At 49.8% G+C, this 23,827-nt stretch carries 11 protein-coding genes and 1 pseudogene; 6 read left to right on the forward strand and 6 right to left on the reverse strand.

What is annotated here, in order from left to right:
* The 4 genes from BZG74_RS12155 to malT form a co-directional block, all read right to left on the reverse strand.
* Positions 1 to 930, reverse strand: coding sequence for a DUF368 domain-containing protein (locus tag BZG74_RS12155; RefSeq protein ID WP_077772839.1), 930 nt, complete (start codon positions 928 to 930; stop codon positions 1 to 3).
* 84 nt (positions 931 to 1,014) lie between these two features.
* Positions 1,015 to 2,781: a PAS domain S-box protein gene (locus BZG74_RS15940; RefSeq protein WP_077772840.1), complete on the reverse strand. Its 1,767-nt coding sequence runs from the start codon at positions 2,779 to 2,781 to the stop codon at positions 1,015 to 1,017.
* Between the two features lie 328 nt (positions 2,782 to 3,109).
* The gene (gene pulA / locus BZG74_RS12165) at positions 3,110 to 5,986 is read right to left on the reverse strand and encodes a pullulanase-type alpha-1,6-glucosidase (RefSeq protein ID WP_077772841.1); all 2,877 of its coding nucleotides are present in this window, start codon (positions 5,984 to 5,986) and stop codon (positions 3,110 to 3,112) included.
* Between the two features lie 192 nt (positions 5,987 to 6,178).
* A complete protein-coding gene (gene malT / locus BZG74_RS12170; RefSeq protein ID WP_077772842.1) occupies positions 6,179 to 8,887 on the reverse strand; it encodes an HTH-type transcriptional regulator MalT in 2,709 nt (902 codons plus the stop codon).
* Positions 8,888 to 9,393: 506 nt separating this feature from the next.
* Here malT and BZG74_RS12175 point away from each other — a divergent pair.
* The 3 genes and pseudogenes from BZG74_RS12175 to glgB all read left to right on the forward strand — a co-directional run.
* Complete coding sequence (locus tag BZG74_RS12175; protein WP_077772843.1) at positions 9,394 to 11,844, forward strand: glycogen/starch/alpha-glucan phosphorylase; 2,451 nt, start codon at positions 9,394 to 9,396, stop codon at positions 11,842 to 11,844.
* Between the two features lie 116 nt (positions 11,845 to 11,960).
* Positions 11,961 to 14,147 (forward strand): 4-alpha-glucanotransferase, encoded by a 2,187-nt coding sequence (gene malQ / locus BZG74_RS12180; RefSeq protein ID WP_077772844.1) that lies wholly within the window; start codon positions 11,961 to 11,963, stop codon positions 14,145 to 14,147.
* Between the two features lie 155 nt (positions 14,148 to 14,302).
* Positions 14,303 to 16,156, forward strand: a pseudogene (gene glgB, locus BZG74_RS12185) (1,4-alpha-glucan branching protein GlgB); the annotation flags it as partial.
* 143 nt (positions 16,157 to 16,299) lie between these two features.
* On the opposite strand, the gene malK reads toward glgB, so the two are convergent.
* Positions 16,300 to 17,439 carry a maltose/maltodextrin ABC transporter ATP-binding protein MalK gene (gene malK / locus BZG74_RS12190; protein ID WP_077772845.1) on the reverse strand — a complete coding sequence of 380 codons (1,140 nt, stop codon included), beginning with the start codon at positions 17,437 to 17,439 and terminating at the stop codon, positions 16,300 to 16,302.
* Between the two features lie 500 nt (positions 17,440 to 17,939).
* Between malK and malE the strand changes: the two genes are divergently transcribed.
* From malE to malG, 3 genes are all read left to right on the forward strand, one after another.
* Positions 17,940 to 19,121 (forward strand): maltose/maltodextrin ABC transporter substrate-binding protein MalE, encoded by a 1,182-nt coding sequence (gene malE / locus BZG74_RS12195; protein WP_077772846.1) that lies wholly within the window; start codon positions 17,940 to 17,942, stop codon positions 19,119 to 19,121.
* A gap of 89 nt (positions 19,122 to 19,210) precedes the next feature.
* A complete protein-coding gene (malF, locus tag BZG74_RS12200; protein WP_392397593.1) occupies positions 19,211 to 20,758 on the forward strand; it encodes a maltose ABC transporter permease MalF in 1,548 nt (515 codons plus the stop codon).
* 11 nt (positions 20,759 to 20,769) lie between these two features.
* Positions 20,770 to 21,660, forward strand: coding sequence for a maltose ABC transporter permease MalG (gene malG / locus BZG74_RS12205; protein WP_077772848.1), 891 nt, complete (start codon positions 20,770 to 20,772; stop codon positions 21,658 to 21,660).
* An 83-nt stretch (positions 21,661 to 21,743) separates the two neighbouring features.
* Here malG and BZG74_RS12210 read toward each other — a convergent pair whose 3' ends face one another.
* Positions 21,744 to 23,720, reverse strand: coding sequence for a glycogen debranching protein (locus BZG74_RS12210; protein WP_077772849.1), 1,977 nt, complete (start codon positions 23,718 to 23,720; stop codon positions 21,744 to 21,746).
* Positions 23,721 to 23,827 lie beyond the last annotated feature (107 nt).

The following is a 23,827-nucleotide window of genomic DNA, read 5'->3' on the forward strand; positions in this document are numbered from 1 at the left end:
TCAGTCCTGAGCAGGCGAGAAACGCTCCAGTAGTAATACCAGCACAAAGCCACCTATCATGGCAACGATGGCCAAGCTAACTTGTGCCGAGTGTCCCACGATTGCTTCATAGGCGCCGGGGAGAAGGTTATCTTGCATAAGAGGCACTTGCTCACCAGATGAATTTGTACGCCACGTGAGCGTGTGTTTCCAAGGCCATATTTTCCCTAGCGTCCCCAGCATCAGGCCGGTGAGAAAAGCCAGCGAGAGCGCATAATAGTGACGCAACAGCCAAGATAAAAGATGAGAGAAGGTTAACAGACCGCAAATCGCACCCACCGCAAATAGCCCGAGTAAACCGAATTGACCTTGATGTACCGCATCAAGAATGGGGCTATACATGCCCAGCAACAGTAGAATAAAACTGCCAGAAATCCCCGGCAAGATCATCGCACAAACGGCGATCGCGCCAGCAAGGAATACGGTAAACGGGCTTGCAGTAAGCTGTAACGGGTTGGCAATGGTAATCCAGTAGGCAAACCCGATCCCAAGTAGTGCTGCTAGGATGGTTTTAGCCCTGATCTTAGGCGCGGGTAATTGTTTGGCAATATGCAACGCTGAAGCGATGATCAATCCAAAGAAAAACGACCAAAGCGGGATGGGGTGATGGGTGAGCATCCAGCTGATCCCTTTTGCCAAACTGGCAATGCTGGTCAGAATGCCGGCTAACAGTATACAAAGAAAGGTGCCGTTAACATGTTGCCAGACGGTCTTGAAGCCCTCCTTGCGCCACAGTGTAAAAAGGCGCGGCGTAATACGCCGAATACTTTCCAACAGCTGAGTGTAAATGCCAGTAATAAATGCGATGGTGCCGCCAGAGACACCAGGAACTACATCTGCAGCCCCCATTGCCATCCCTTTTAGATAGGTTGCAACCAGGTTCTTGATCATAATGCTATTCATCGATAAAAAAGCTGAAACGCGCATTATACCGAGATAAATCAGCAGCGATAGACTTGGCTGTTTTTCCCTTACTTAACTCCCCTCTTCATTAAGGGTTTGCAGTGCATCGGCTAGTGCGCGAACGCGTTCGTTGGTTTGGTCTACCAGCCGGCGGATCTCTGCTGCAGATTCTCCCGAGCGCTGAGCCAGTTGGCGTACCTCATCTGCAACGACGGCAAACCCTCGGCCTGATTCGCCTGCACGCGCAGCTTCGATGGCGGCATTTAACGCGAGAAGGTTAGTTTGATCCGCGAGCCCATTAATAACGCCAATGATTTGCTGAATTTCATTACTGGATGTTTCCACTTTATTCATTTCCTGTTCCGTTACTTCGACGGCTTGCGCTCTATTGGTTACATCAATGCCGTAGGAGACGAGGTAAACAGGGTTTCCTTCGGAGTCAAAAATGGGGGCGACGACAGTGTCGAAACGGCGTTCACTTCCGTCTGCAGCGGTAAACGGCAGTACTTCTTTTATTTGTTTACCCGAGAGCACATCATTAAATGTTGACTCTCCGAGCTTATTCTTAAGGTTGTTACTCAGAATTTCTGAGTTTGATGCTGTTTCTGCGCGCAAGTGGTCGAGCATATAGGAGTTAAACGAATCAGGTTTACCATCAAGCCGCCATTGCATAATCCCGTTGCTAACACTGATGGCTTCGAAGCGTCTCTCTGCTTCCAATGAGCGTTGCTTGGCTTCGGTGATATCGGCTTGAATAGAAATAAAGCTAGACAACTGTCCGTTATCATCAAAAATCGGATTGATAGACACAGAAATCCAATAGGCCTCACCTTGTCTGTTATAGTTAAGCAGTTCGTCGTAAAAGGGCTCGCGATTTTTTAGTTTCTGTGAAATTTTTGCCACCGTTTCTGCGTCGGTGCCTGGCCCTTGCAGCATGGTCCCTGGCTTTTTACCGCGCATGTCTGACATCGTGTAACCGGTGAGCTTTTCGAAGCCCTGGTTTACATAGCGTGTATAGCCGTTGGCATCGGTGATAATGACTGAGTTATCGGTCTCATCCGCTACCATCGACAGCATTTTGAATTCTTCGCGACGTTCTACTTCTTCCGTCACGTCTTTCACAAATGCGGTGTATTGAATTTCGTTGTCGAGTTCTATTTTTGATATAGAAAAGCTGCCCCAACGGTGCTCGCCGTTTTTACGTACTACAGGCACTTCTCGCGTTGAACCCACTATTTTATTGATGCCAGTCCGGCGGTTTTTATTGACCAGTTCATCGTGCTCATGGCGGTGTTGCTCTGGCACCAGCATCTTGACATTATTTCCTAACATCTCATCGCGTGTGTATCCCCACAAGCGCTCCGCAGAGCGGTTGGCGAAGGTAATGATGTTGTTACCGTCAATGGTCACTACGGCATCCAATGCTTGGTCGAGCGTTTGATTGACTATTTCTTGGGCTTGTTTTTGAGACGAAATATCGTGCACAAATGCAGTATAAGTGGACTTGCCCCGATGTTTAATCTGGTTGAGTGAAATATTAACCCAAACGCGTGAGCCGTCTTTTCGTTCGAGCTGGACGTCGCGAGATGTACCCACGATACGATCTTGGTTAGTGGTACGATGATGTTCAATGAAGCTATCATGACTGGCACGCATTTCGTTTGGAACGAGCATTTTCACGTTATTGCCTATTACTTCATTACGTTGATAACCCCACAGTGATTCCGCAGCGTCGTTGAAGTAGATAACTTGATTTTGCTCATCGATAGTGATGATGGCGTGTATCGACTGATCCAGTGTTTTTTTATAGCGCCCATCAACGACCAAATCTTTTAACATTAACTTATTCCTTGTTGACCGCTCACTTTCATCGTTAGCGGCTGGTGAAGTGTGATTTTAGTTCCAATTGAAGATGAATACCGTACCACATCCTGTACTCCGGTGTTGAGTGAACCGATCAGCATTTATACCAACAGCAATACAAAAAACGAGGAAACACTGTCAAAACGTGTTCAAGTACTGATATCACTATGAATAACGCGAGCGCGGAGCAGAAAACTCGTGTATTTAACGGCTTTTTAAAGGAAGGCTAAGTTGATGATGATGGCGTTAAGCCTGTATGTGCGGGCGGCAAATGGAGCGGGGGAGCAGCACTCCCCCAATACGACTAAGGTTGATGAGGTTTCTCGAATACGGCGACGGACCATGCGGGGATGGTGAGTTTGCCGTTGGTTACGTGAGCGGCCTGTTGGTTATACGCTATCGAGTGGTTGCCCGCATTGGTTTGCAAGCTGTGAAGCTGATAGTCGGTGGCGTCGATGTTGGTAAAGTCATTGACCGCCGTGCCCGAGGCATTGATCGCGACGATAATGCCGTCACGCGTTGCATCCATCGAGCTGTCGTGCAGACTGCCACTGTTATCAATAAGCATCACAATTAGCCCTGGCATTTGTGAGGCGCCCGTGTTGTGAAAACTGACACGTTGGTTAATCACGCTGCCTTGGCCTAAGTGGAACAGCCCTGACGACGCACGCAGCGCCACCAGCTCATTAAAGAAGTTGTTCATGTTGCTGATTGCCTGTGGTGTTGGTTTGGCCTCGCTGTTGTGGTTGGCAATCACGGTTTCAATCGTTGGCCAGTTGTAGCCGTCTTTATCTTCACGTGGCAGCCCTTGATCCCACTGCGTGGTTTGTTGGGTGAAGTCGACGCGGTTATACCAATCGCCCGAGTCGTACGAGTCACGCTGCATGGATTTTGAACGAAGCAGTTCGCTGCCCATGTGAATAAAAGGCACCCCTTGTCCCAGCAGAGTAGTAGAGAGTGACACGGCTTGGGCGCGGACGCGTGTCGCAAGCGGCATGGCGTAAGGGAGTTTGTATTGATTGTTATCCCACAAGGTTTGGTTGTCGTGCTTGGAGACATAGTTTTGAATCTCCCACGCATCTTGCGCGTAGCCAGCCGGTTGACCGTTGTAATCGACCTCGCCACCGCGAACGACATCACCATTGGCAATTTGTAACTGAAAATCTTTTAAGTTACCCGCCATACCCAAACGAACTAGATCGGCATTATGCAAGGCATTGGCTCTTTCCCCGCTGTTTTGCTGTTGCAAATCATTGGGCGCGACCCATTGACCATTACCAAAGCCTTGGTTTTTGCGCAGGTACTCGCCGCCATCGAACGGACCGCCGCCGCGAACCGCATCTCGAAGTCGGTCAGAGAATGAGCCAATACCGGTGCCTGCAAGATTTGCTTGGGTGGCTTGGACAAACTGCCGATCGTTGGTGACTTCACCGAAGTTCCAACCTTCACCATAGAAATACACATCTGGGTTGATGGCGCGGGCAACGGCAAGTGTGTGCTCGACCTGGGCCAGCGGATGGTGCCCCATCAAGTCCCAACGGAAGGCATCGATTTTGTAGTCTTTCACCCAAGTGGCAATCGAGTCATCGATCAGCTTGGCAAACATGCGATGCTCAGGCGCGGTATTGGAACAGCAAGTGGATTGCTCAACGTCTCCAGTGACGGGGTTAAGGCGCTGATAATACCAAGGCACGACTTTATCCAGCACAGAATAGGGCCCTAAGCCTGCTTGGTGGGTGTGGTTGTAGACCACGTCCATCACCACATTCATGCCGATATCTTGTTTGATGGCCATGACCATTTTACGAAACTCAAGGATACGCGCGGTGCCTTCAGGGTCGGTGGCATAACTGCCTTCAGGCACGGTGTAATGGAAAGGATCGTAACCCCAGTTAAAGCTGTCGTATTGACGCATCGCCGCCATTACCGTTTGCACATAGGGGGTGCCAGCACTGTCTTGGGTGGCTAAATCCGTTAAGGCCGCTTGGATGGTTTGATTGTTGTCGCACTCACTGGCCAGCCTTGGGGTCTGTTTCAGTGAGGGGACTTTGTCACATAGCGTGGAGAAGCGGTCGGTGACATCGATACGCTGCGATGCGTCTTCGTTGATGGAGGCAATATCAAATACGGGGAGCAGGTGCAAGTGAGTAACCCCAGATTGCGCAAGTGCGTTTAAATGTTTGACCGGCTCAGTGGTGTTTTGTGTAAAAGCAAGGTACTTACCGCGCAGATTTTGGGGAGTGGATAGATCGAGCGCGGAAAAATCACGCACGTGCGCCTCATAAATCACGCTGTTGGCGGGATTTTGCTGCGAGTGAGGCGCTCTCAGCGTATCCCAACCACTGGGTTTAAGCGCGGGCGCATTCAGATCGACCACCTGTGAATAGCTGGAGTTGGTCGACAAGCTATGTGAGTAAGGATCCGTGACTTCGAGACGCTCGACACGGTGTGTGGCAGGGTGATAGACCGACAGTTGATAACGGTAATAGTCGCCATGATTCAGCGCCGTGGTGGCAACATGCCAGCTTCCTGACTCGGCGTCGAAGTCCATTTTAATGGGCGTTTGGCGCTGTTTTGGCGCGTTTTGTTCGCTCGCCGATTGATAGGGCACCAGCGAAACTTGCTGTGCGGTAGGGGCCCAAAGACGAAACTCAGTGTGTCCGGCGTGAGGGATAGCACCAAAGTTAAGTTTTTCGGCGTGTTCTGCGTACAAGGCATCGAGCGCGCGGGCCGGCTGCACATCGGTTGCGGTTAATACGGTATCACCGTCTTTGGCGATAGCGAGAAGCTGTCCTTTAAGCCATTGCTTTAGCGCAATATCGGCGCTAACAAAGTCAAAATCGAACCCTTTGACGTTACCTTGCAAATGGGGAAACGATGTTTGCCAATGATCGCGCGTGGCAAGGGTAGATTCGACACTCGCGGTGGCGTTTTCCACCTGCTGTGTGTCCGGGTTATAGTGCATCGTGCCATCAGCGGAGTAATGCAAGGTGAGCGAGGTGGCGTTAGTTTGATGGGTGAGCAGGGTATCGGCGTCAGCAAATAGCACACTGGCGTCTGTGGTACCGACTTCTCTTGGGGGGAGATTGGTTTCTTTATCGGTATTACAACCCGTTAAAGCGATGATAGTCGCAACGGCAAACGATGCGCCGAGCGGTTGCAAAAAGTGAGTGCGCTTCATTGATTATTCCTCATGTGTCAATACTGAGCGCAGCTTACTCAAGGTGAGCATCTACCATGCGTGATCGGGTTAAAATTCAGGGTGTCATGACAAAAAAGATGATGAAATTCAGCAAAATATCACGAAAGGTAGGGGTAGAGCTCGAGGCCTCTACGCCCCCACAAAAAAGTCTGGGGGCGTAGGCATGGCTGACTAGTTACCCATAAGCTGAAGGAGGTTCTCGGCGGTGACGACCGCTTCTTTGCGATTTGCAATATTCAGCTTTTGGTAAAGATTACGAATATGGGTTTTGATGGTGGTGCCGGCGACATCCAGTTCATGAGCAATTTGCTCGTTACTGAACCCTGAATAAATCAAGCCGAGCACTTGCCATTCGCGTTGCGTCAGTGAGCTGGTTCGTACGAGCTCTGGCACGTTGGGATGCTTGACCAGTTTTTCGACAAAGGCTTCATCAAAGTGGGTGGAGCGCGAGCGCTGATGGCTGGCAATTTCTTTTAATAGCTGCTGTGCCCGGTGGCGCTCGAGGGCGCCGAGGGCGTGTTGTTCAATTAAGGCATGCAGGAGCGGAGAGAGCGCCTCACCCTCAATCAAAAAGTTACCCATCATTCCGGTTTGATTGGTTAGGATCAGCGCATCTTGCAAGAGACTTTTGGCGTACTCTGCCTCTTGTTCTTTGCTGGCGAGCACGGCTTCTACAATCAAATTGCGGTTTTTATCCGTCACCAAATTGGCTCTATTGGACTCGCGGCGCAGAAAATCAACCGCTTGACGTGCTTGGTCATACTGACCCAAATGCAGGTGCGCGCGGGCAATGTTTCGCCACTGAAGTTGACTAAAGTGGTTGCAGGCGGTCGCGGGGCGAACGGCTTGATGTAACCACTCGTCCATGTTGTTGAGTTCATTTTTGGCTTGCCAATAGAGCAACAGCGACAATGATGCATTGGCGGTCCAATCAACGTGATAAACAGACTCGCGCAAAAGGTGCTCAATGTGCTCAATGCTTTTTGCCGCTTTATCTAACTCGCCGCGGCTAACGGCAACACGTGCGAGCATGGAGTAACTGTGCAGGTGCTTGCTCGGTGGCTGATTTTCTAAAACCTGCAGCCCTTTATAGGCACAGGCTTCGGCTTCATCCAGACGGTTCCAGCACCATAAGATTTGGGCGCGAAGACGCAATGCAAATTCATGGAGAGGGACTTGATGTAACTGTTGGTCTTCAATAAGTTGATCAGCATTGTCGAGCAACTCAAACGCGGCTTGCACATAGCCTTGTGCCAGGAGAATTTCACTTTGTTGTAAAATGGCCCACAGCGCTTGGTGATATACTTGATGCTGTCGCGCGAGCTTCTCGGTTTGTTGCATCATAGATAAGGCGCGATCCAGTTCACCGAGCACATGATTCACTTCTCCAACCACCGAGGTCGCGACAATACGCCCACGGTAATTGGCGCTATCGAGTTGCTCGAGTGCTTTTTCTGCCAGCCGCATCGCCTGCTCAGGCTCATTGGCATTAATAGCCACTTGGGCGAGCAGGGCATTGGCATTGCCTTGGTAGTCAATATCTAGTGGAACTTGCCGGACTTGATACGCCTTTTCGGCACTTGCCAGTAACTCACCAACTTCGTGATATCTATGTTGGCTTTGTGCTAACCAAGCACGCAGTAAGCTTAAATTGGGGTATTGATATAAAAGCTCATCACTGAGCTTAGCAATCGCCGCTTCTAGCGTGGACAATTCGCCTCGATTGAACATACGCCAACCGTGTTGATTGAGTATATCAGCCAACAATGCATCGTCTTTGGCGTAGCGTGCGTGGCGCAAGGCTTGATGAGGGGACTGCAGCTTTAGCCAAGCCAGTGCTGCGTGTCGGTGCAAGGTTTGTTGCTGGTGGGGGATCCTGGCTTGACGCTCATGGGCCAAAAACTCTGCGAACAAATGGTGGAAGCGGAACCAGTTGTTATCTCCCTCAAGCGGATAGATAAACAAGCCATAGCGATTGAGTGACTCAAGCATACCCAGTGCATCTTCTCGCTCGGTCAAGGCGAAAACCAGTTCATCATTGAACATTTCTAACACTGAGACCTTCATGAGGAACTGACGGGTCTCAGCGTCAAGCAAATCAAAGACTTCTTCAGCTAGATAATCCCATAGATGGGCATGGTTAAAACCTGCGCACGAGGCGGCACTTTGCATGAGGGTGCGCTTTTGGTGCTGCGCTTGAATGGCGATAAGCTGTAGGGCTGATGGCCAACCTTCCACATAAGTGCACAAGGCATTCGCAGTGGATTCATCGACGCCATCGTCGACACGTTGGTTGAAAAAGCGGGTTGTCTCTTCGTTATCGAAAGCGAGCAGCTCGTTGCCAATCTCAATCATCAAGTCTCGCACGCGCAAGTTCGCCGTGCCCAGTGGTGGGTTAGCGCGTGAGGTCACCACCAAAGTGAGATTTTCTGGCATGTGCTTGATGAAAAAGCGCATCGCTTCATGGATTTCTTCGTTATCAATCAGTTGATAGTCATCCAGCACCAAATAGCTGGTAGCGTGAAACCCAGCCAATTCGGCAAAAACATCAGAAAGTAGCGCGCGCAGGGATGAGAATTGGCGTTTCTCCGCCAGTTTTATCGTATTAGCGCAGCCTTCTTGCGTGGCTTGGTGCAAGGCTTGTAATAAATAGTTTATGAAGCGAAAGCTGTCGTTATCACTGTCATCAATACTAAACCAGCCAACGTTGGGCTGATCGGCGAGCCATTGTGCGGCCATGGTGGTTTTACCGTAACCGGCAGGTGAGCGAAATAGCACCAACTTGTAATGAGGGGCTTGTTGTAAAATATCGAGCACCCGCGGACGCAATATTGCGTTATAAAGCCGCCCAGGCCGAGTTAGCTTTGATGGGATCCACATAAGACACTGTCCTTAACTGCAATCGCGATACGCACTTTTGGCTCTGTACCGTCTATCCTGGCAGCAGTGTATGTAACTCATCACCTACAAACTATGATCTATCCCTGATCTCTGACTTTATGCTCCTGAATGGTGCATCTACGCCTTTTTATTGTGACATTAATCACTCAAATCTCTCTTATGTGGCTTCTTTTATAGTCGGCGTGCACATCTATTTCTGTTTATCAGTGCTTAATTTGCGTTAGCGCACAAAAATTACAAAAGGAAAGCTGTGTTTTTCACAGCGGGTGTCGCGCCTTTTTTGTTTCATTGCGTGATTTAGATCACTTAGCTAAGAGCAGTTCATGGATTTGATGAGAAGCGGCTCACTATTGCAGTGTGACCTAGCTCTCTACGCCCTACTGCCTCCTCCTTGGGTGTGAGCCGTTTGGGAGGATGTTTGCCGTGCTCGGGTTGGGCAGGATGAATAACCATCAAGGCTTCATTCCATTATCGAGAGTTACGACATGACACCAAAACAGCAACATGCGTTTGATAAAAGTGCGTTTAAAATCAGTATGGTTCAACACCTAACCCAGTTAGGCCATTCACCAGATACCGCGCAGTTACGCGATTGGTACCTCGCGCTAGGTCGCGCATTGGCCGAGCATACGACGGCTGACTTGGTGGCGACTGAAAACGATCAAGCAATCAAACAAGCTAAAAGTGTTAACTATTTATCCCTCGAATTTTTGATTGGTCGATTAACCGGGAATAACCTCATTAGCATGGGCTTGTACGATGCCATTGCTGATGCAGTCAGTGAGTTTGGATTTGGCCTAACAGACTTGCTCGAGCAAGAACGCGATCCATCTCTAGGTAACGGTGGCTTGGGTCGCTTGGCCGCATGCTTTATGGACTCGCTCGCCGCACAACAGTATCCAGCCGTTGGCTATGGTTTGCACTATGAATATGGTCTTTTCCGTCAATCATTTAAAGATGGCGCACAACAAGAAGCGCCGGATGCATGGCGTGAACCTGAAGGCTATCCGTGGGAAGTGGTGCGCCCTGAGTTAGCCCAAACCATCGGTTTTTATGGCCATGTAGAGGTGGTGGAAGAGTCAGGACACACGTATCGTCAATGGGTGCCGAGCATGCAAATTCAAGCCATGCCTTGGGATCTGCCAATTGTCGGTTATCAAAGCAATACTGTCTATCCACTGCGCTTGTGGGAAGGGCGGGCGGTAACACCGTTTGCGCTAGATGCCTTTAATGCGGGCGATTATACCCAAGCGCAGCAAGCTGATATCGATGCGGGCAACCTGACCAAAGTCTTGTACCCGAATGATAACCACGAGGCGGGTAAAACGTTACGTTTGATGCAACAGTATTTCCACAGTGCAGCTTCTGTGGGAGATATTCTTCGTCGCCATTTAGACGCTGGTCACCCACTGGCAGCTCTTCCAGATTATGAAACGATTCAGTTGAATGATACTCACCCCACCATCGCTATTCCTGAGCTGATGCGCGTATTGTTGGATGACTACCGTCTGGGCTGGGATGAGGCGTGGTCAATCGCTAGTCGTACCTTTGCTTACACTAACCACACGTTATTGCCCGAAGCCTTAGAAACCTGGAGTGAGGCGTTAATTGCCAGCTTGCTACCGCGTCATATGGAGATCATTTTTGAGATTAACCATCGCTTCATGCAAGAGGTAGAAGCGAAGTGGCCCGGCGATGTAGCGAAAAAGCAGGTGTTGTCTGTGATTGACGACAAAGGTGAGCGCATGGTGCGTATGGCGAATCTATGTGTTGTTGGCTCTTATGCGGTAAATGGCGTTGCGGCCTTGCACTCTCAGTTAGTTAAGCGTGATTTATTCCCAGAATTTGACGCGCTATACCCAGGCCGCATTCAAAATGTGACCAATGGCATCACACCGCGTCGTTGGTTGAAGTTCTGTAATCCTGATTTGTCCAACTTGATCAGTGACAAAATCGGTGAGCAGTGGCCAGCGCAATTAGAGCAACTCGAGCAGATTGCTCAATACGCCGATGATACTGCGTTTCAAAAGACATTTATGGATGTGAAAAAGCGCAATAAGCAGCGTTTGGCGGGATGGGTTAAAGAGCACCTCGATATCACTCTAAATACCGATGCGATTTTTGATGTACAAATTAAGCGTTTGCATGAGTATAAGCGCCAACACCTTAATCTGTTACACGTGATTTCACTGTATCAGCGCCTTATCAATGAGCCGAATTTCGATATGGCACCGCGTGTGGTCTTTTTTGCAGCGAAAGCAGCGCCTGGCTATGAATTAGCAAAATCGATCATCTATGCGATTAATAAGGTCGCTGAAACCATTAATAATGATCCACGAGTCGGTGACAAGCTCAAGGTCGTCTTCATTCCTGATTATCGTGTCAGCATGGCAGAAATCATTATTCCGGCTGCCGATGTGTCTGAGCAGATTTCTATGGCCGGTAAAGAGGCGTCTGGCACGGGTAACATGAAAATGGCACTCAACGGCGCGCTTACCATCGGCACCATGGATGGCGCTAACGTGGAAATCCGTGAAGAAGTGGGTGACGATAATATCTATATCTTCGGCTTAGATGTTGATGGTGTCACCGAATTACGCCAAAAAGGCTATCAGCCTGAAGCGGTCTATCACAGCCAGCCCCTATTGAAGGCTGCTTTGGATAGTCTGTTGGATGAGACGTTCACACCAAACCAGCCAGGGGCACTACGCCCTGTGTTTGACAGCGTAATGGCTAGCGGTGACCCGTACTTGTGTTTGGCGGACTTTGCTGACTACGTGCGCGCACACAATGACATTGACCGTGATTACCGGGACGTGTCGCAATGGGCACGTAAAGCGATTTTGAACACCGCTTTGGTGGGCAAATTTAGCTCAGACCGCTCAATTCGCGATTACGTTAATAACATTTGGCAGTTAGAAGCGATTAAGCGCTAATTGCAATATAACGGGTTAACAACCTTATCGGTGGCAAGGAATGAGCCTTGCCACCTAACAATAATGACAACAATATTGCCCAATAAAAGAAGGGGGCAGACCCCTCGGAGAAAGCGATGAAAGAATCTGCATTGAAGACAGTCGCAAAAATGGCCAACCTCGCTGATCGCTATATCAGTGCATGGGGCTCAGAAGCGGCTGTGCCGGACAGTACCTTACATGACTTACTAACGTCACTTGGCTATGACACACGAAACGACGAGGCGTTATTGGCGTCGGCGGAGAAAAAAAACAAAGCGGATGTGCTCGCCCCTGTGCAGGTGGTGCAGGAGAATGAGCCGGTTGAAATTGCGCTTCATTTAGGTACCAGTGCGCGAGAAAGTGACTTTAGTTGGCGTTTGGAAACCGAACAGGGCGAATGCTTTGAAGGTTACTTACAGTCACAAATCGTTCGCGATGAGCGCAGTAATGGTGGCCCATTGGTGTTTAGCCTGCCTTGCTCGCTACCGTGGGGCTATCACCGCCTTTCCGTGATACGTAAACGGCGCAAAGCACCGTATCAAATGACACTCATCATGGCGCCCACCCAATGTTATAAGCAGCCAGAATTGGATCAACACAAGAAAATGTGGGGACCGAGTATTCAGCTCTACACACTGCGTACCCCTCATAACTGGGGTATCGGTGATTTTGGCGATCTCAAACAATTGGTCAGTGAGCTTGCCTCGCGCGGCGCTGACTTTGTTGGCCTTAACCCTATTCATGCGTTGTTCCCTGCCAATCCAGAAGCCGCGAGCCCTTATAGCCCGTCATCACGCCGCTGGCTTAATCTTTTGTACATTGATGTGAGCAACGTTCGTGAGTTTTGTTTGAGCGCCCGTGCCCAGCAACTCGTGGGCAGTGCCGAATTCCAGCGTCGCCTGCAAGCAGTGCGCGACACTCACTGGGTCGATTATAGCGAAGTCGCCGCCCTAAAAATGGCCGTATTGCCTTTGTTGTTTCAAGAATTTAAGCAACGCGAACTGCTGCAACAGACTCGACGTGGGCGTGCATTTTTAGACTTTATTGAAAAAGGCGGAGAGAGCTTAAAACAGCAAGCCACCTTTGATGCGCTGCACCAGTATTTACGGGCTGAAGACCCTCATACTTGGGGTTGGCCGGTGTTTCCTGAAAAATATCGCCGTTATGAGAATGCAGCGACGCAAGCATTTATCGAGCAGCATAGCGATGATATCCAGCTGTACATGTACTTACAGTGGATTGCCGAAGGTCAAATGGAAGAGGTACAGGCCATTGCTGAAGAGCAGGGGATGTCGCTGGGATTGTACCGTGATCTTGCTGTTGGGGTGTCTGATGCGGGTAGCGAAACTTGGTCGGATAATTCACCGTTAGTACTGGATGCTAGCATTGGTGCGCCACCTGATGTGTTGGGACCTCGGGGGCAAAACTGGGGCCTACCGCCATTTGATCCGCAAGCGCTACAACACACCGGCTACCATGCCTATATCGAATTGTTACGTGCCAACATGCGCCATTGCGGGGCGTTGCGTATTGATCATGTGTTGGGCTTGTTGCGCTTATGGTGGATTCCTAAAGGGAAAAATGCCACCGAGGGCGCTTACTTGTACTATCCCGTTAAAGATATGCTCGCAATTTTAGCGCTTGAGTCGCACCGTCATCAGTGCAGTGTGATTGGTGAGGACTTGGGGACGGTCCCTGACGAAATTGGTGAGTTGCTTGCTGACGCGGGTGTACATTCTTACAAGGTATTCTTCTTTGAAACCTCGGCGGATGATGGCGGGTTTATCTCTCCGGCACATTACACCGAGCAAGCGATGGCGACACTTTCCACCCATGATATGCCAACCATTCGTGGTTTTTGGCACTGTGACGATTTGAAACTGGGGCAAGAGCTAGGACTTTATCAGGACGAGGCCCAGCTTCAGCAGTTGTTTGATGATCGCCTGAAAGCCAAACAAGGCATATTAGACAGCGTGCGCTGGCATGGCATGCTGCCTGATGGAATTGGTAGCGACGCACGCTATGTGCCGATGGATGGTCACTTGTGTCGCGCGCTGCAATTGCATGTCGCCGCCGGCCAATCGGCGCTATTAAGTGTCCAGTTGGAAGACTGGTTGGAAATGGAGAAACCGGTAAACATCCCAGGCACCGTGGATGAATACCCTAACTGGCGACGCAAACTCTCGGTCAGTTTAGAGACGCTTTTTGGTCGAGACGAACTCAATCAACTTGCCAGAGATTTATCGCGGGTGCGCATGCAAGCGAGCCGCCAAACGGTGTGACCATCATGCCATGCTTTAACGCTCTATCCTCAATGCCAGCCAACACGCATAGGGTGGAGCGTTTTTTCTATAAGGAGTCGCCGATGCCAGATTCTTTCCGTTCAATACTGCCCCAGTCGATTCAGCCAGATCATTTTGCAATGGATATGGCTGCTTTATATAACCCAAGCGTTGCACACCAGTATATGGGCGCGCATCCGATGACGTTACCCGTCGCGGGCAGACCGGTCGAGGGTGTCCGGTTTGTGGTTTTTGCCCCACATGCACAGTCGGTCAGTGTGATTGGCGATTGGAACCATTGGCAAGCCGACGCCGCCAACATGACGCCTATCGAAAATGGTTTTTGGGTGGGATTCATTGCCCATCTTGGAATGCAGCAGCGCTATAAATACGCCCTAACGGGACCTGATGGTCAGGGCCTACCTCACAAAGCCGACCCTTACGGTGCGTATGCTGAACAATACCCGTCATTTGCCTCTCTGACCTACGATCAGCGTGCTTATCAGTGGCACGATCACCAGTGGCAGGCGCGTCCCGTCACCGAAAAACACACGCAAGCGTTATCGTTTTATGAGCTTCACCTAGGTTCGTGGCAGCGAGATGCATCGGATCAGTGCCTAGGCTATCGTGAGCTTGCTGACCGTCTAGTTCCTTATTTGGTCGAAATGGGCTATACCCATGTGGAGCTGATGCCGGTCAGTGAGCATCCCTTTTATGGTTCATGGGGTTATCAGCCGGTGGGTCTGTTTGCACCGACTAGCCGCTATGGCTCGCCGGATGATTTTAAGTATTTTGTCGACCAATGCCATCAAGCGGGTATCGGTGTGATCCTTGATTGGGTGCCCGGGCATTTCCCTACCGACGATCACGGTTTAGCCTTTTTCGATGGTACCCCACTATATCACGATCCCGACCCACGACGTGGTTGGCACAACGACTGGCACTGTCATCTCTACGATATGAGTAAAGAGCATGTGCGCCGCTTTTTGGTAAACAATGCCTTGTATTGGCTTGATCAGTTTCATATCGATGGCCTGCGTGTTGATGCTGTCGCTTCCATGCTTTATCTCGATTACTCGCGAGAGCAGGATCAATGGATCCCCAATGTGGATGGTGGCAATGAGAATTACGATGCTATCGCCACCTTAAAATGGATGAACGAGTCTGTTTATCACTATTTTCCTAATGCGATGACCATTGCCGAGGAATCGACCACGTTTCCGGGAGTATCGGCGCCTACGTATGCAGGCGGGCTTGGGTTTGGGTTTAAGTGGAATATGGGCTGGATGCATGACAGTCTCAGCTATATTCGCCAAGAGCCGGTGTATCGACGCTATCACCACGACACGCTAACATTTCCATTGGTTTATGCGTTTGGCGAGAACTATGTATTGCCACTGTCGCATGATGAAGTGGTGTATGGAAAAGGCTCACTGATGGGAAAAATGCCTGGTGACGAGTGGCAGCAAACCGCCAACTTACGTGCCTATTTGGGCTACATGTATGGCCAGCCGGGAAAGAAACTCAATTTTATGGGCACGGAAATAGGCCAGACCGCAGAGTGGAACCATGACAGCCAGCTTGAATGGCATTGGCTGCAATACGGTCGCCATCAAGGTATTCAAGCATGGGTGAAAGCGCTGAACCACCTGTATGTCTCAACGCCGGCGCTGTATCGCCTCGACTGCGCTCCAGCAGGGTTTGAGTGGCGATTAAAAGACGCAGCCGATCTCAGTGTGATTGCACACGAACGGCTTGGCGATGATGGCTCACGGATGCTGGTGGTGAGTAATTTCACCCCTGTACCCCGGGATGGTTTTCAGCTGGGTGTCCCGATGAGTGGTGACTACCAATTGGTATTAAACTCGGATGATGAGGCGTTTTGGGGCAGCGGGTACCCTGTTTACGCAGCGCTTAGCACCGATAAAAGCGCGGCGCACGACCAGCCCCAATCGCTGACACTGAATCTCCCCCCATTAGCCACTGTGTTTTATCGCTGGCAAGGGTAAACCACATAGCCGATCGATTAAATACAAACACGCTAAGCTAACCCTTAGCGTGTTTTTTGTGGTGTCGTGCTCAGTCATTCTTTTTGAGATTGAAGCAAAAAAAGGCCGCGTGTGCGGCCTTGAGCTAATATTTTGGCGAGGGATTACGCAGCGTCTTCTTCATCAACGAAGGTGACTCCATTTTCACGATGCAGGCGCTTGCACGCTCGACCGTCACTGTGGAACAAGTGGCAGCGATGGGCTGGAATACCAATGGCGTATTTTTCACCAGGCTCAATCTCAACGGTATCGAGCTGGCGATAGATCACATCCGCGTCTGCGCTTTCAAGGTTGAGATAGATTTGCGTTTCGTTACCCAACTTCTCGACAATGGTCGCTTCCCCTTCAATTTGCGCATCACCGTCTTTGGCGGCCACCAAATGCTCAGGACGAATGCCAAGCGACATACGATCGCCGCGCGTAACGGTTGTTCCATCGACAGGCATCCAGAAGCTGGCACCTTCACTGAGCTGCACTTTGACACGATTTGGCTCGACATCTTCAATAAAGACACTCATGAAGTTCATCTTTGGTGAGCCGATAAACGAGGCGACAAAACGATTTTGTGGGTAATGGTATAGCTCAAGCGGCTTACCGACCTGTGCGACTCGGCCCTCATCCAACACCACAATTTTGTCTGCCATGGTCATAGCTTCAATCTGATCGTGGGTGACATAAATCATGGTACAGCCAAGTTGGCGTTGCAGTTTGGTGATTTGTGCGCGCATTTGTACGCGTAGGCCAGCATCAAGGTTGGAAAGTGGCTCATCGAGTAAGAATACACGAGGTTGGGAGACGAGTGTGCGGCCAATCGCGACACGCTGACGTTGTCCGCCAGACAACGACTTGGGTTGTCTGTCGAGTAGGTGACCGAGTTGTAAGATCTCTGCCGCTTGATGAACGCGTTTATCGACTTCCGCCTTGTTGGTTTTTGCTAGTTTCAAGCCAAACGACATATTGTCGTAGAGGTTTAGGTGGGGATACAACGCGTAAGATTGGAATACCATACCGACACCGCGCTTCGAGGGCTCAACCTCATTGACGCGCTGATCATCAATATAAAGATCGCCCGACGTAATATCTTCCAGCCCTGCTACGCAGCGTAATAGGGTGGATTTACCGCAGCCAGATGGACCGACAAAGACAACAAACTCGCCATCTTTTATCTCTAGGTCAACGTTTTTTGAAATCATTACATCGTCGTCATACGCTTTACAAACGTTTTTAAACGTGACACTTGCCATGTCGCTCGCCCTCAATCGCTTTTCATTAATTCGGCTCAATACGCATTATAGGTGGCTGTGCTATTCAATATCGGCCATTTTCGAGCGTTATCGTTTTTGTTGAACGCTGTTTGGTCACTGACTAAGCACATTGGATAGATTCCACCCGATGCTTTTTTGATGTCAGGCAGTGTCGCGTATCTGCGCAAGCGGCACATCCTCCCGTGGACAATTATTACAGGGGGAGTAGGCGGGGAGGAGGATAATCTCCTCCCTAAATTGATTTAAGGGCGTACATCACAAAATGATTAGCAAATTAGTTGAAGTTGATCACGTACCGTTTATTTTTGTGAACCTCATCATTAGCGATGAGCGATATGGATCACGAATTCGCTCGCATGGAGGCAGGGCGTAGAAGCCAGGATGATGAGGAATACACGGGAATTACCCATGATAGACGGTGAAATACAGCTCATCCTCCATGGAATCGTGCTACACCTCAGTAGAAGAAGGATAGAAAGATGAAAAAATCACTTAGCGCTGTTGCTCTCGGTACCCTGATTGCACTGGGTTCATTTGGCGCCAATGCCAATATCGAAGAAGGCCAACTGACGATTTGGATTAACGGAGACAAAGGTTACAACGGCCTTGCAGAAGTGGGCGACCGCTTTGAGCAAGACACCGGTATTCCTGTCACTGTTGTTCACCCTGATGGCCTGCAGGATAAGTTCCCGCAAACAGCGTCTACCGGCGATGGCCCAGATATCGTATTTTGGGCGCATGACCGTTTCGGCGGTTACGCAGAATCAGGCCTGTTGGCAGAAATCCGCCCTTCAGACCGTCTTAAAGACGGCATGGTCGACTTTGCTTGGGATGCGGTGAAATACAAAGGCAAATACGTTGGCTATCCAGTGGCGGTGGAATCGCTTTCGCTTATCTACAACAAAGATTTGGTGCCTAACCCACCAGAAACGTGGCAAGACGTGGTTGAGATGGATGCCAAGCTTAAAGAGCAGGGTAAGTCAGCCATCATGTGGAACCTAAAAGAACCGTACTTTACATGGCCATTGATGGCGGCTGATGGCGGTTATGCGTTTAAGCAAACGGCGAACGGCTATGATGTCAAAGATGCAGGCATCAATAACCAAGGTGTGCATGACGCACTGCATTTCATGAAGCAGATGGTGAAAGATGGCGTGATTTCATCGGATATGGACTATTCAGTCTCTGAGTCTTCGTTCAACCAAGGTGACACGGCGATGACCATCAACGGCCCATGGTCGTGGGGCAACATTGAAAAGTCAGGCATCAATTACGGCGTCACCACTTTACCTACCTTCCAAGGTGAAGCGTCTAAGCCTTTTGTGGGTGTACTTAGTGCCGGTATTAGCACCGCGTCGCCAAACAAAGCACTGGCGGTTGAGTTTTTGGAAAACTATCTGTTGACTAATGACGGCCTATCAACGGTGAATGCCGATAAACCTCTGGGTGCGGTGGCCTTGAATAGTTATCAGGCGGAACTTGCCAAAGATCCGCGTATTGCGGCAACCATGGAAAACGCCAAACATGGCGAAGTGATGCCAAACATTCCACAAATGAATGGGTTCTGGGCGGCTGCCAAAAACGCCATCATCAATGTGGTTGATGGCCGCCAAAGCGTCGAGGAAGCACTCGACGATGCGGAAACGCAAATGGTCAAATAAGCTCTATCTGCAGGGGGCTTGCCTCCCTGCATTTTTTAAAAACTATGTGAGTAGCGTTCCTTATGCAGTCAGTCCAAGGTTCCCAAGCTATGACAACGTCAGGCTCTTCTTTGCCCAGTAGCACAAAAGCGTTCATAAAATGGGCGTTACTGGCTACTGTGGCCATTATCAATGGCTATGCCACCGTCTTGATGTATTCGCGTGGTGAAACCGCCTTTGCCCTGTTAACTGTGGTATTAACCGCACTAGCGCTGTACATTTTTGGCAGTAAAAAAACATACGCCCATCGCTATATCTATCCAGGTATCGCGGGGATGATCCTCTTCATCATTTTTCCGTTGGTTTATACCGTCGGGCTGTCATTCACCAACTATAGCGCCAAAAACCAACTCTCTTTTGAGCGCGCCCAGTCTGTATTACTAGAGCGCACCTTTCAAAGCGGCGACAGCTATCCTTTCTCTTTGTATCAAACGGATCAAGGCATTCGTATTGTGGTGGAAGGCGAGAATACACGCTATGCCACCAAGCCATTTGAGTTTGCAACCCTGGCCGATGAAAACTTGTCACTCAGCCCGATTGACAGTGTTGAGGGACAAAAAGCGTCACTGCGCGATGTGATTCAAAATCGAGATGCGCTTGGGGAACTAGACTTGAGATTGTCTGGTGACAAAGTCATTCGCATGAGTGGTTTGCGTAAGTTCGCCGCCATTCAATCTCTTTATAGCCTGCAGGACGATGATCGCACGCTGATTAACAATAAAACCGGTGAGACGCTTAAACCTAACGATGAGATAGGCTATTACCAACCGGTTAATGCCTCCGGTGAATTTGTTGGCGACACAGTGTCACCCGGTTATGTGGTGCAAATTGGTACGGATAACTTTGAGCGTGTCTGGACAGATGAGGGCATCAAAGAGCCGTTTATTGGCATCTTTATTTGGACGATTGTCTTTTCCGTACTCACCGTGGTATTCACACTGTTTATTGGCTTGATATTGGCGAGTTTGGTGCAGTGGGAAGAGCTGAAAGGTAAGTCGATCTACCGTTTGTTATTGATCCTGCCTTATGCGGTGCCAGCCTTTATTTCAATTTTGATTTTCCGAGGCTTGTTTAACCAGAGTTTTGGTGAAATCAATATGGTCTTGGAAGCGCTGTTTGGCATTAGTCCGAATTGGTTCTCTGACCCGTTCTTGGCGCGGAGCATGGTGTTAACTGTCAACACCTGGCTGGGTTTCCCTTATATGATGATCCTCTGTATGGGCTTGCTGAAAGCGATCCCTGATGATCTCTACGAGGCATCCGCGATTGACGGCGCGAATTTCATTCAGAACTTCACCCGTATTACGCTGCCGATGATGATTAAACCATTAACACCGTTGCTGATTGCTGCTTTTGCCTTTAACTTCAACAACTTTGTGATGATTATGCTGTTAACAGAAGGTGGGCCAAATCGCATTGGCACCACGGAGCCTGCCGGCTATACCGACTTGCTGGTCAGCTACACCTATCGCATCGCCTTTGAAGGCAGTGGTGGTCAAGACTTTGGCTTGGCAAGTGCCATCGCCACACTGATTTTCTTGATTGTCGGGGCACTGGCGTTAATCAACCTTCGTATGACGCAGAAAAACGAGCACTGAGGAACCTAAATATGGCAATGGTACAAGGTAAATCCTTAAAATATCGCGTCTGGGCAACCCATATTGGCTTGTGCTTATTTTTGGCGCTGATCCTATTCCCGCTGTTAATGATTATTGCGATTTCATTCCGTGAAGGGAACTTCGCCACCGGGAGTTTGATCCCGAAAAACCCATCACTTGAACATTGGAAATTGGCACTGGGTTTCCCGGTGATAAATCCTGACGGCACGGTTACGCCTCCGCCATTCCCCGTTTTGTTGTGGCTGTGGAACTCGGTAAAAGTGGCAGGTATTACCTCGCTGTTTATCGTGGTGCTCTCGACGACTTCGGCGTATGCCTTTGCTCGTATGCGATTTAAAGGCAAGCAAACCATCTTGAACGCGATGATGATCTTCCAAATGTTCCCTGCGGTGTTGGCATTGGTGGCTATCTACGCGTTGTTTGATAAGTTGGGGCAGTACATTCCGTTCTTGGGGCTCAACACGCACGGTGGCTTGATCTTTGCCTACTTGGGCGGGATTGCATTACACGTTTGGACCATTAAAGGTTACTTCGAGAGCATTGATGGTTCATTGGAAGAAGCCGCAGCACTGGATGGCGCCACCCCATGGCAGGCGTTTAGGCTGGTGCTGCTTCCGCTCTCCGTGCCTATCTTGGCTGTGGTCTTTATTCTGTCGTTTATCATGGCGGTAGGTGAGGTGCCAGTTGCTTCGATTCTGTTGTCGGATGTTGATTCGTATACCTTGGCGGTCGGCATGCAGCAGTACTTGTATCCGCAGAACTATCTGTGGGGCGACTTCGCGGCGGCAGCCGTGCTTTCAGCGGTACCGATCACAGGTGTTTTCTTACTCGCGCAACGTTGGTTAGTCGGTGGTTTGACTGCAGGTGGCGTGAAAGGGTAGAGCTTTACGTTGTCAGATCAATTAACCCCATAAAGCAAAGGCAGCTAACATTAGCTGCCTTTTTTGATGCGGGTGATATTGGGCTACAGCCAGTCACCGTCAATGCAGACTAAAAAGCTCTTTTCTACCAAGCGTTGGAATGACTCTGGTGTACCAACGGTTGTTTCATCAGTCGCCGTATCACAGACAATACGCCACTGATGATTTGGTGGAAGCCGTAGGTTGTGCGCGGTGTGGCCGCTGTTAATGGCAATGAGCAGCGATTGACCCGCGTCAGAATGGTGTGCGCCTAGCGTGATCTCACAGCTGAGTGCTTGCAGGCTTGGCCATTGATGATCGTGAACCGGATCGCCATTCGGATGTCGCCACGTAATCTGATTGAAATGACGCTGTGTGCCACTCAACGCATCGATAAAGCGTGGCACGATGGCATTGCGACGTGTAATCATGGTGGCTAGCCAGTTTGACCAAGCGTGATCCTGCGTTTGCCAGTTTAACCAACTGATGGGATTGTCTTGGCAATAGGCATTGTTATTCCCTTGTTGCGAATGACCTAACATATCGGCCATTAGAATATGCGGTGTCCCCAGCGAGAAGAGGATGCTTGCCATCATATTCCGTTTTTGCTGATCCCTTATCTTAATAATGTCAGGATTGTTTGTCGGCCCCTCGACACCATAGTTGGCGGAGCGATTGTCACCATGACCATCCTGGTTTTTTTCGCCATTAGCGTGATTATGTCGCTTGGCATAACTGACCACATCCTGCAGGGTAAAGCCATCATGGTAGGTGATGTAGTTGATGGGTAGGTGATCCGGCCAATAAGCTGCGCTGAAAACGTCGCGTGATCCCATCAACCGCGTGGCGAAATCTTGTAGCATACCCGGCTCCCCTCGCCATAAACTGCGCGTGATGTCGCGGATTTTATCGTTACATTCAGCCCAGTTAACCGGAAACTGTCCTAGCTGGTACCCATCGGGGCCTATATCCCAGGGTTCCGCAATCAATTTGACCTTAGAAAGGATCGGATCCTGGGCGATGGCATGGAAAAAGGCATTGTGGGGATCAAAGGTATCGCCGTCTCGCCCTAAGGTGGCGGCGAGATCGAACCGAAACCCATCCACGTGATAGTCGGTGACCCACATGCGTAAGGTGTCGAGCACCTGCTTCAGTGCAGCAGGATGGCGTATATCAATGGTATTACCACAGCCAGTATGGTTGTGCAGTTGTTGGCCATCCTGCAAGTACATGGCATGATCAAGCGCCTTAAAATGCAGAATCGGCCCACCTTCTCCGCCTTCCGCCGTGTGATTAAATACCACATCCAAAATGACTTCGATGTCGTGGCGGTGTAGCTCGCGTATCGCCGTTTTTAGCTCGTTAACCGCGTCCTTTTCTGCATAACGCGGATCTGGTGCCATCCAAACGTATGGGTTGTAGCCCCAGTAGTTGGTTTTTTGCTGGCTGAGTAAATGCGGTTCCGGTAAGCAACACGTAATCGGCAGCAATTGCAGGCAATTAATATGATGTTGTTGATAGAACGCCAACATCGCTGGTGACACTAAGCCTAAATAACGTCCTTGCTGCGCTGGCTCGATATCTGGGTGCTGTTGAGTTAGCCCTTTAACATGGGTTTCGAAAATCACCGTGTCTCGTATAGAGCGCTGAGGCGATGATACGCCTTGCCAGTCAAATAACTCATGATCGACGACTTGGCAACGTGCCACCTGTGTGCTTTGCGACGATGTATAGGGAGGCCGATAAGTTAAAGGGCCGGTAACAGCCTGCGCATAAGGGTCAGCGACGCACCAACTTTGACCATTATGGGAGACGTCAAAACTGTATTCTTGCCCTGTGACGACATCAGCGACATCTCGTGTCCAGTAGCCGCGCTTATATTCGTGCATGGCGAGGCGCTGAGGTTGGTGCCCTTGATGCCACAATAGTAAATGCACGCACTCCTGGTCTGGTGCATACAGCGTAAACCGACAGCCTGATGGGTGTAGTTGCGCCCCTAAGACATAAGGGGATGGGAAGCAAACCGACATAAATAACACCATTAAATGAGATGAACCGCTATTAGAGCGCTTACCTATAAATAATTCAATCTGACGTCACATTTATGATCATTATCCCTCATGTAATAAAGTTTCATATCGCTATGAAT

The sequence above is a fragment of the Salinivibrio sharmensis genome (assembly GCF_001995985.1).
Taxonomy (GTDB): Bacteria; Pseudomonadota; Gammaproteobacteria; order Enterobacterales; family Vibrionaceae; genus Salinivibrio; species Salinivibrio sharmensis.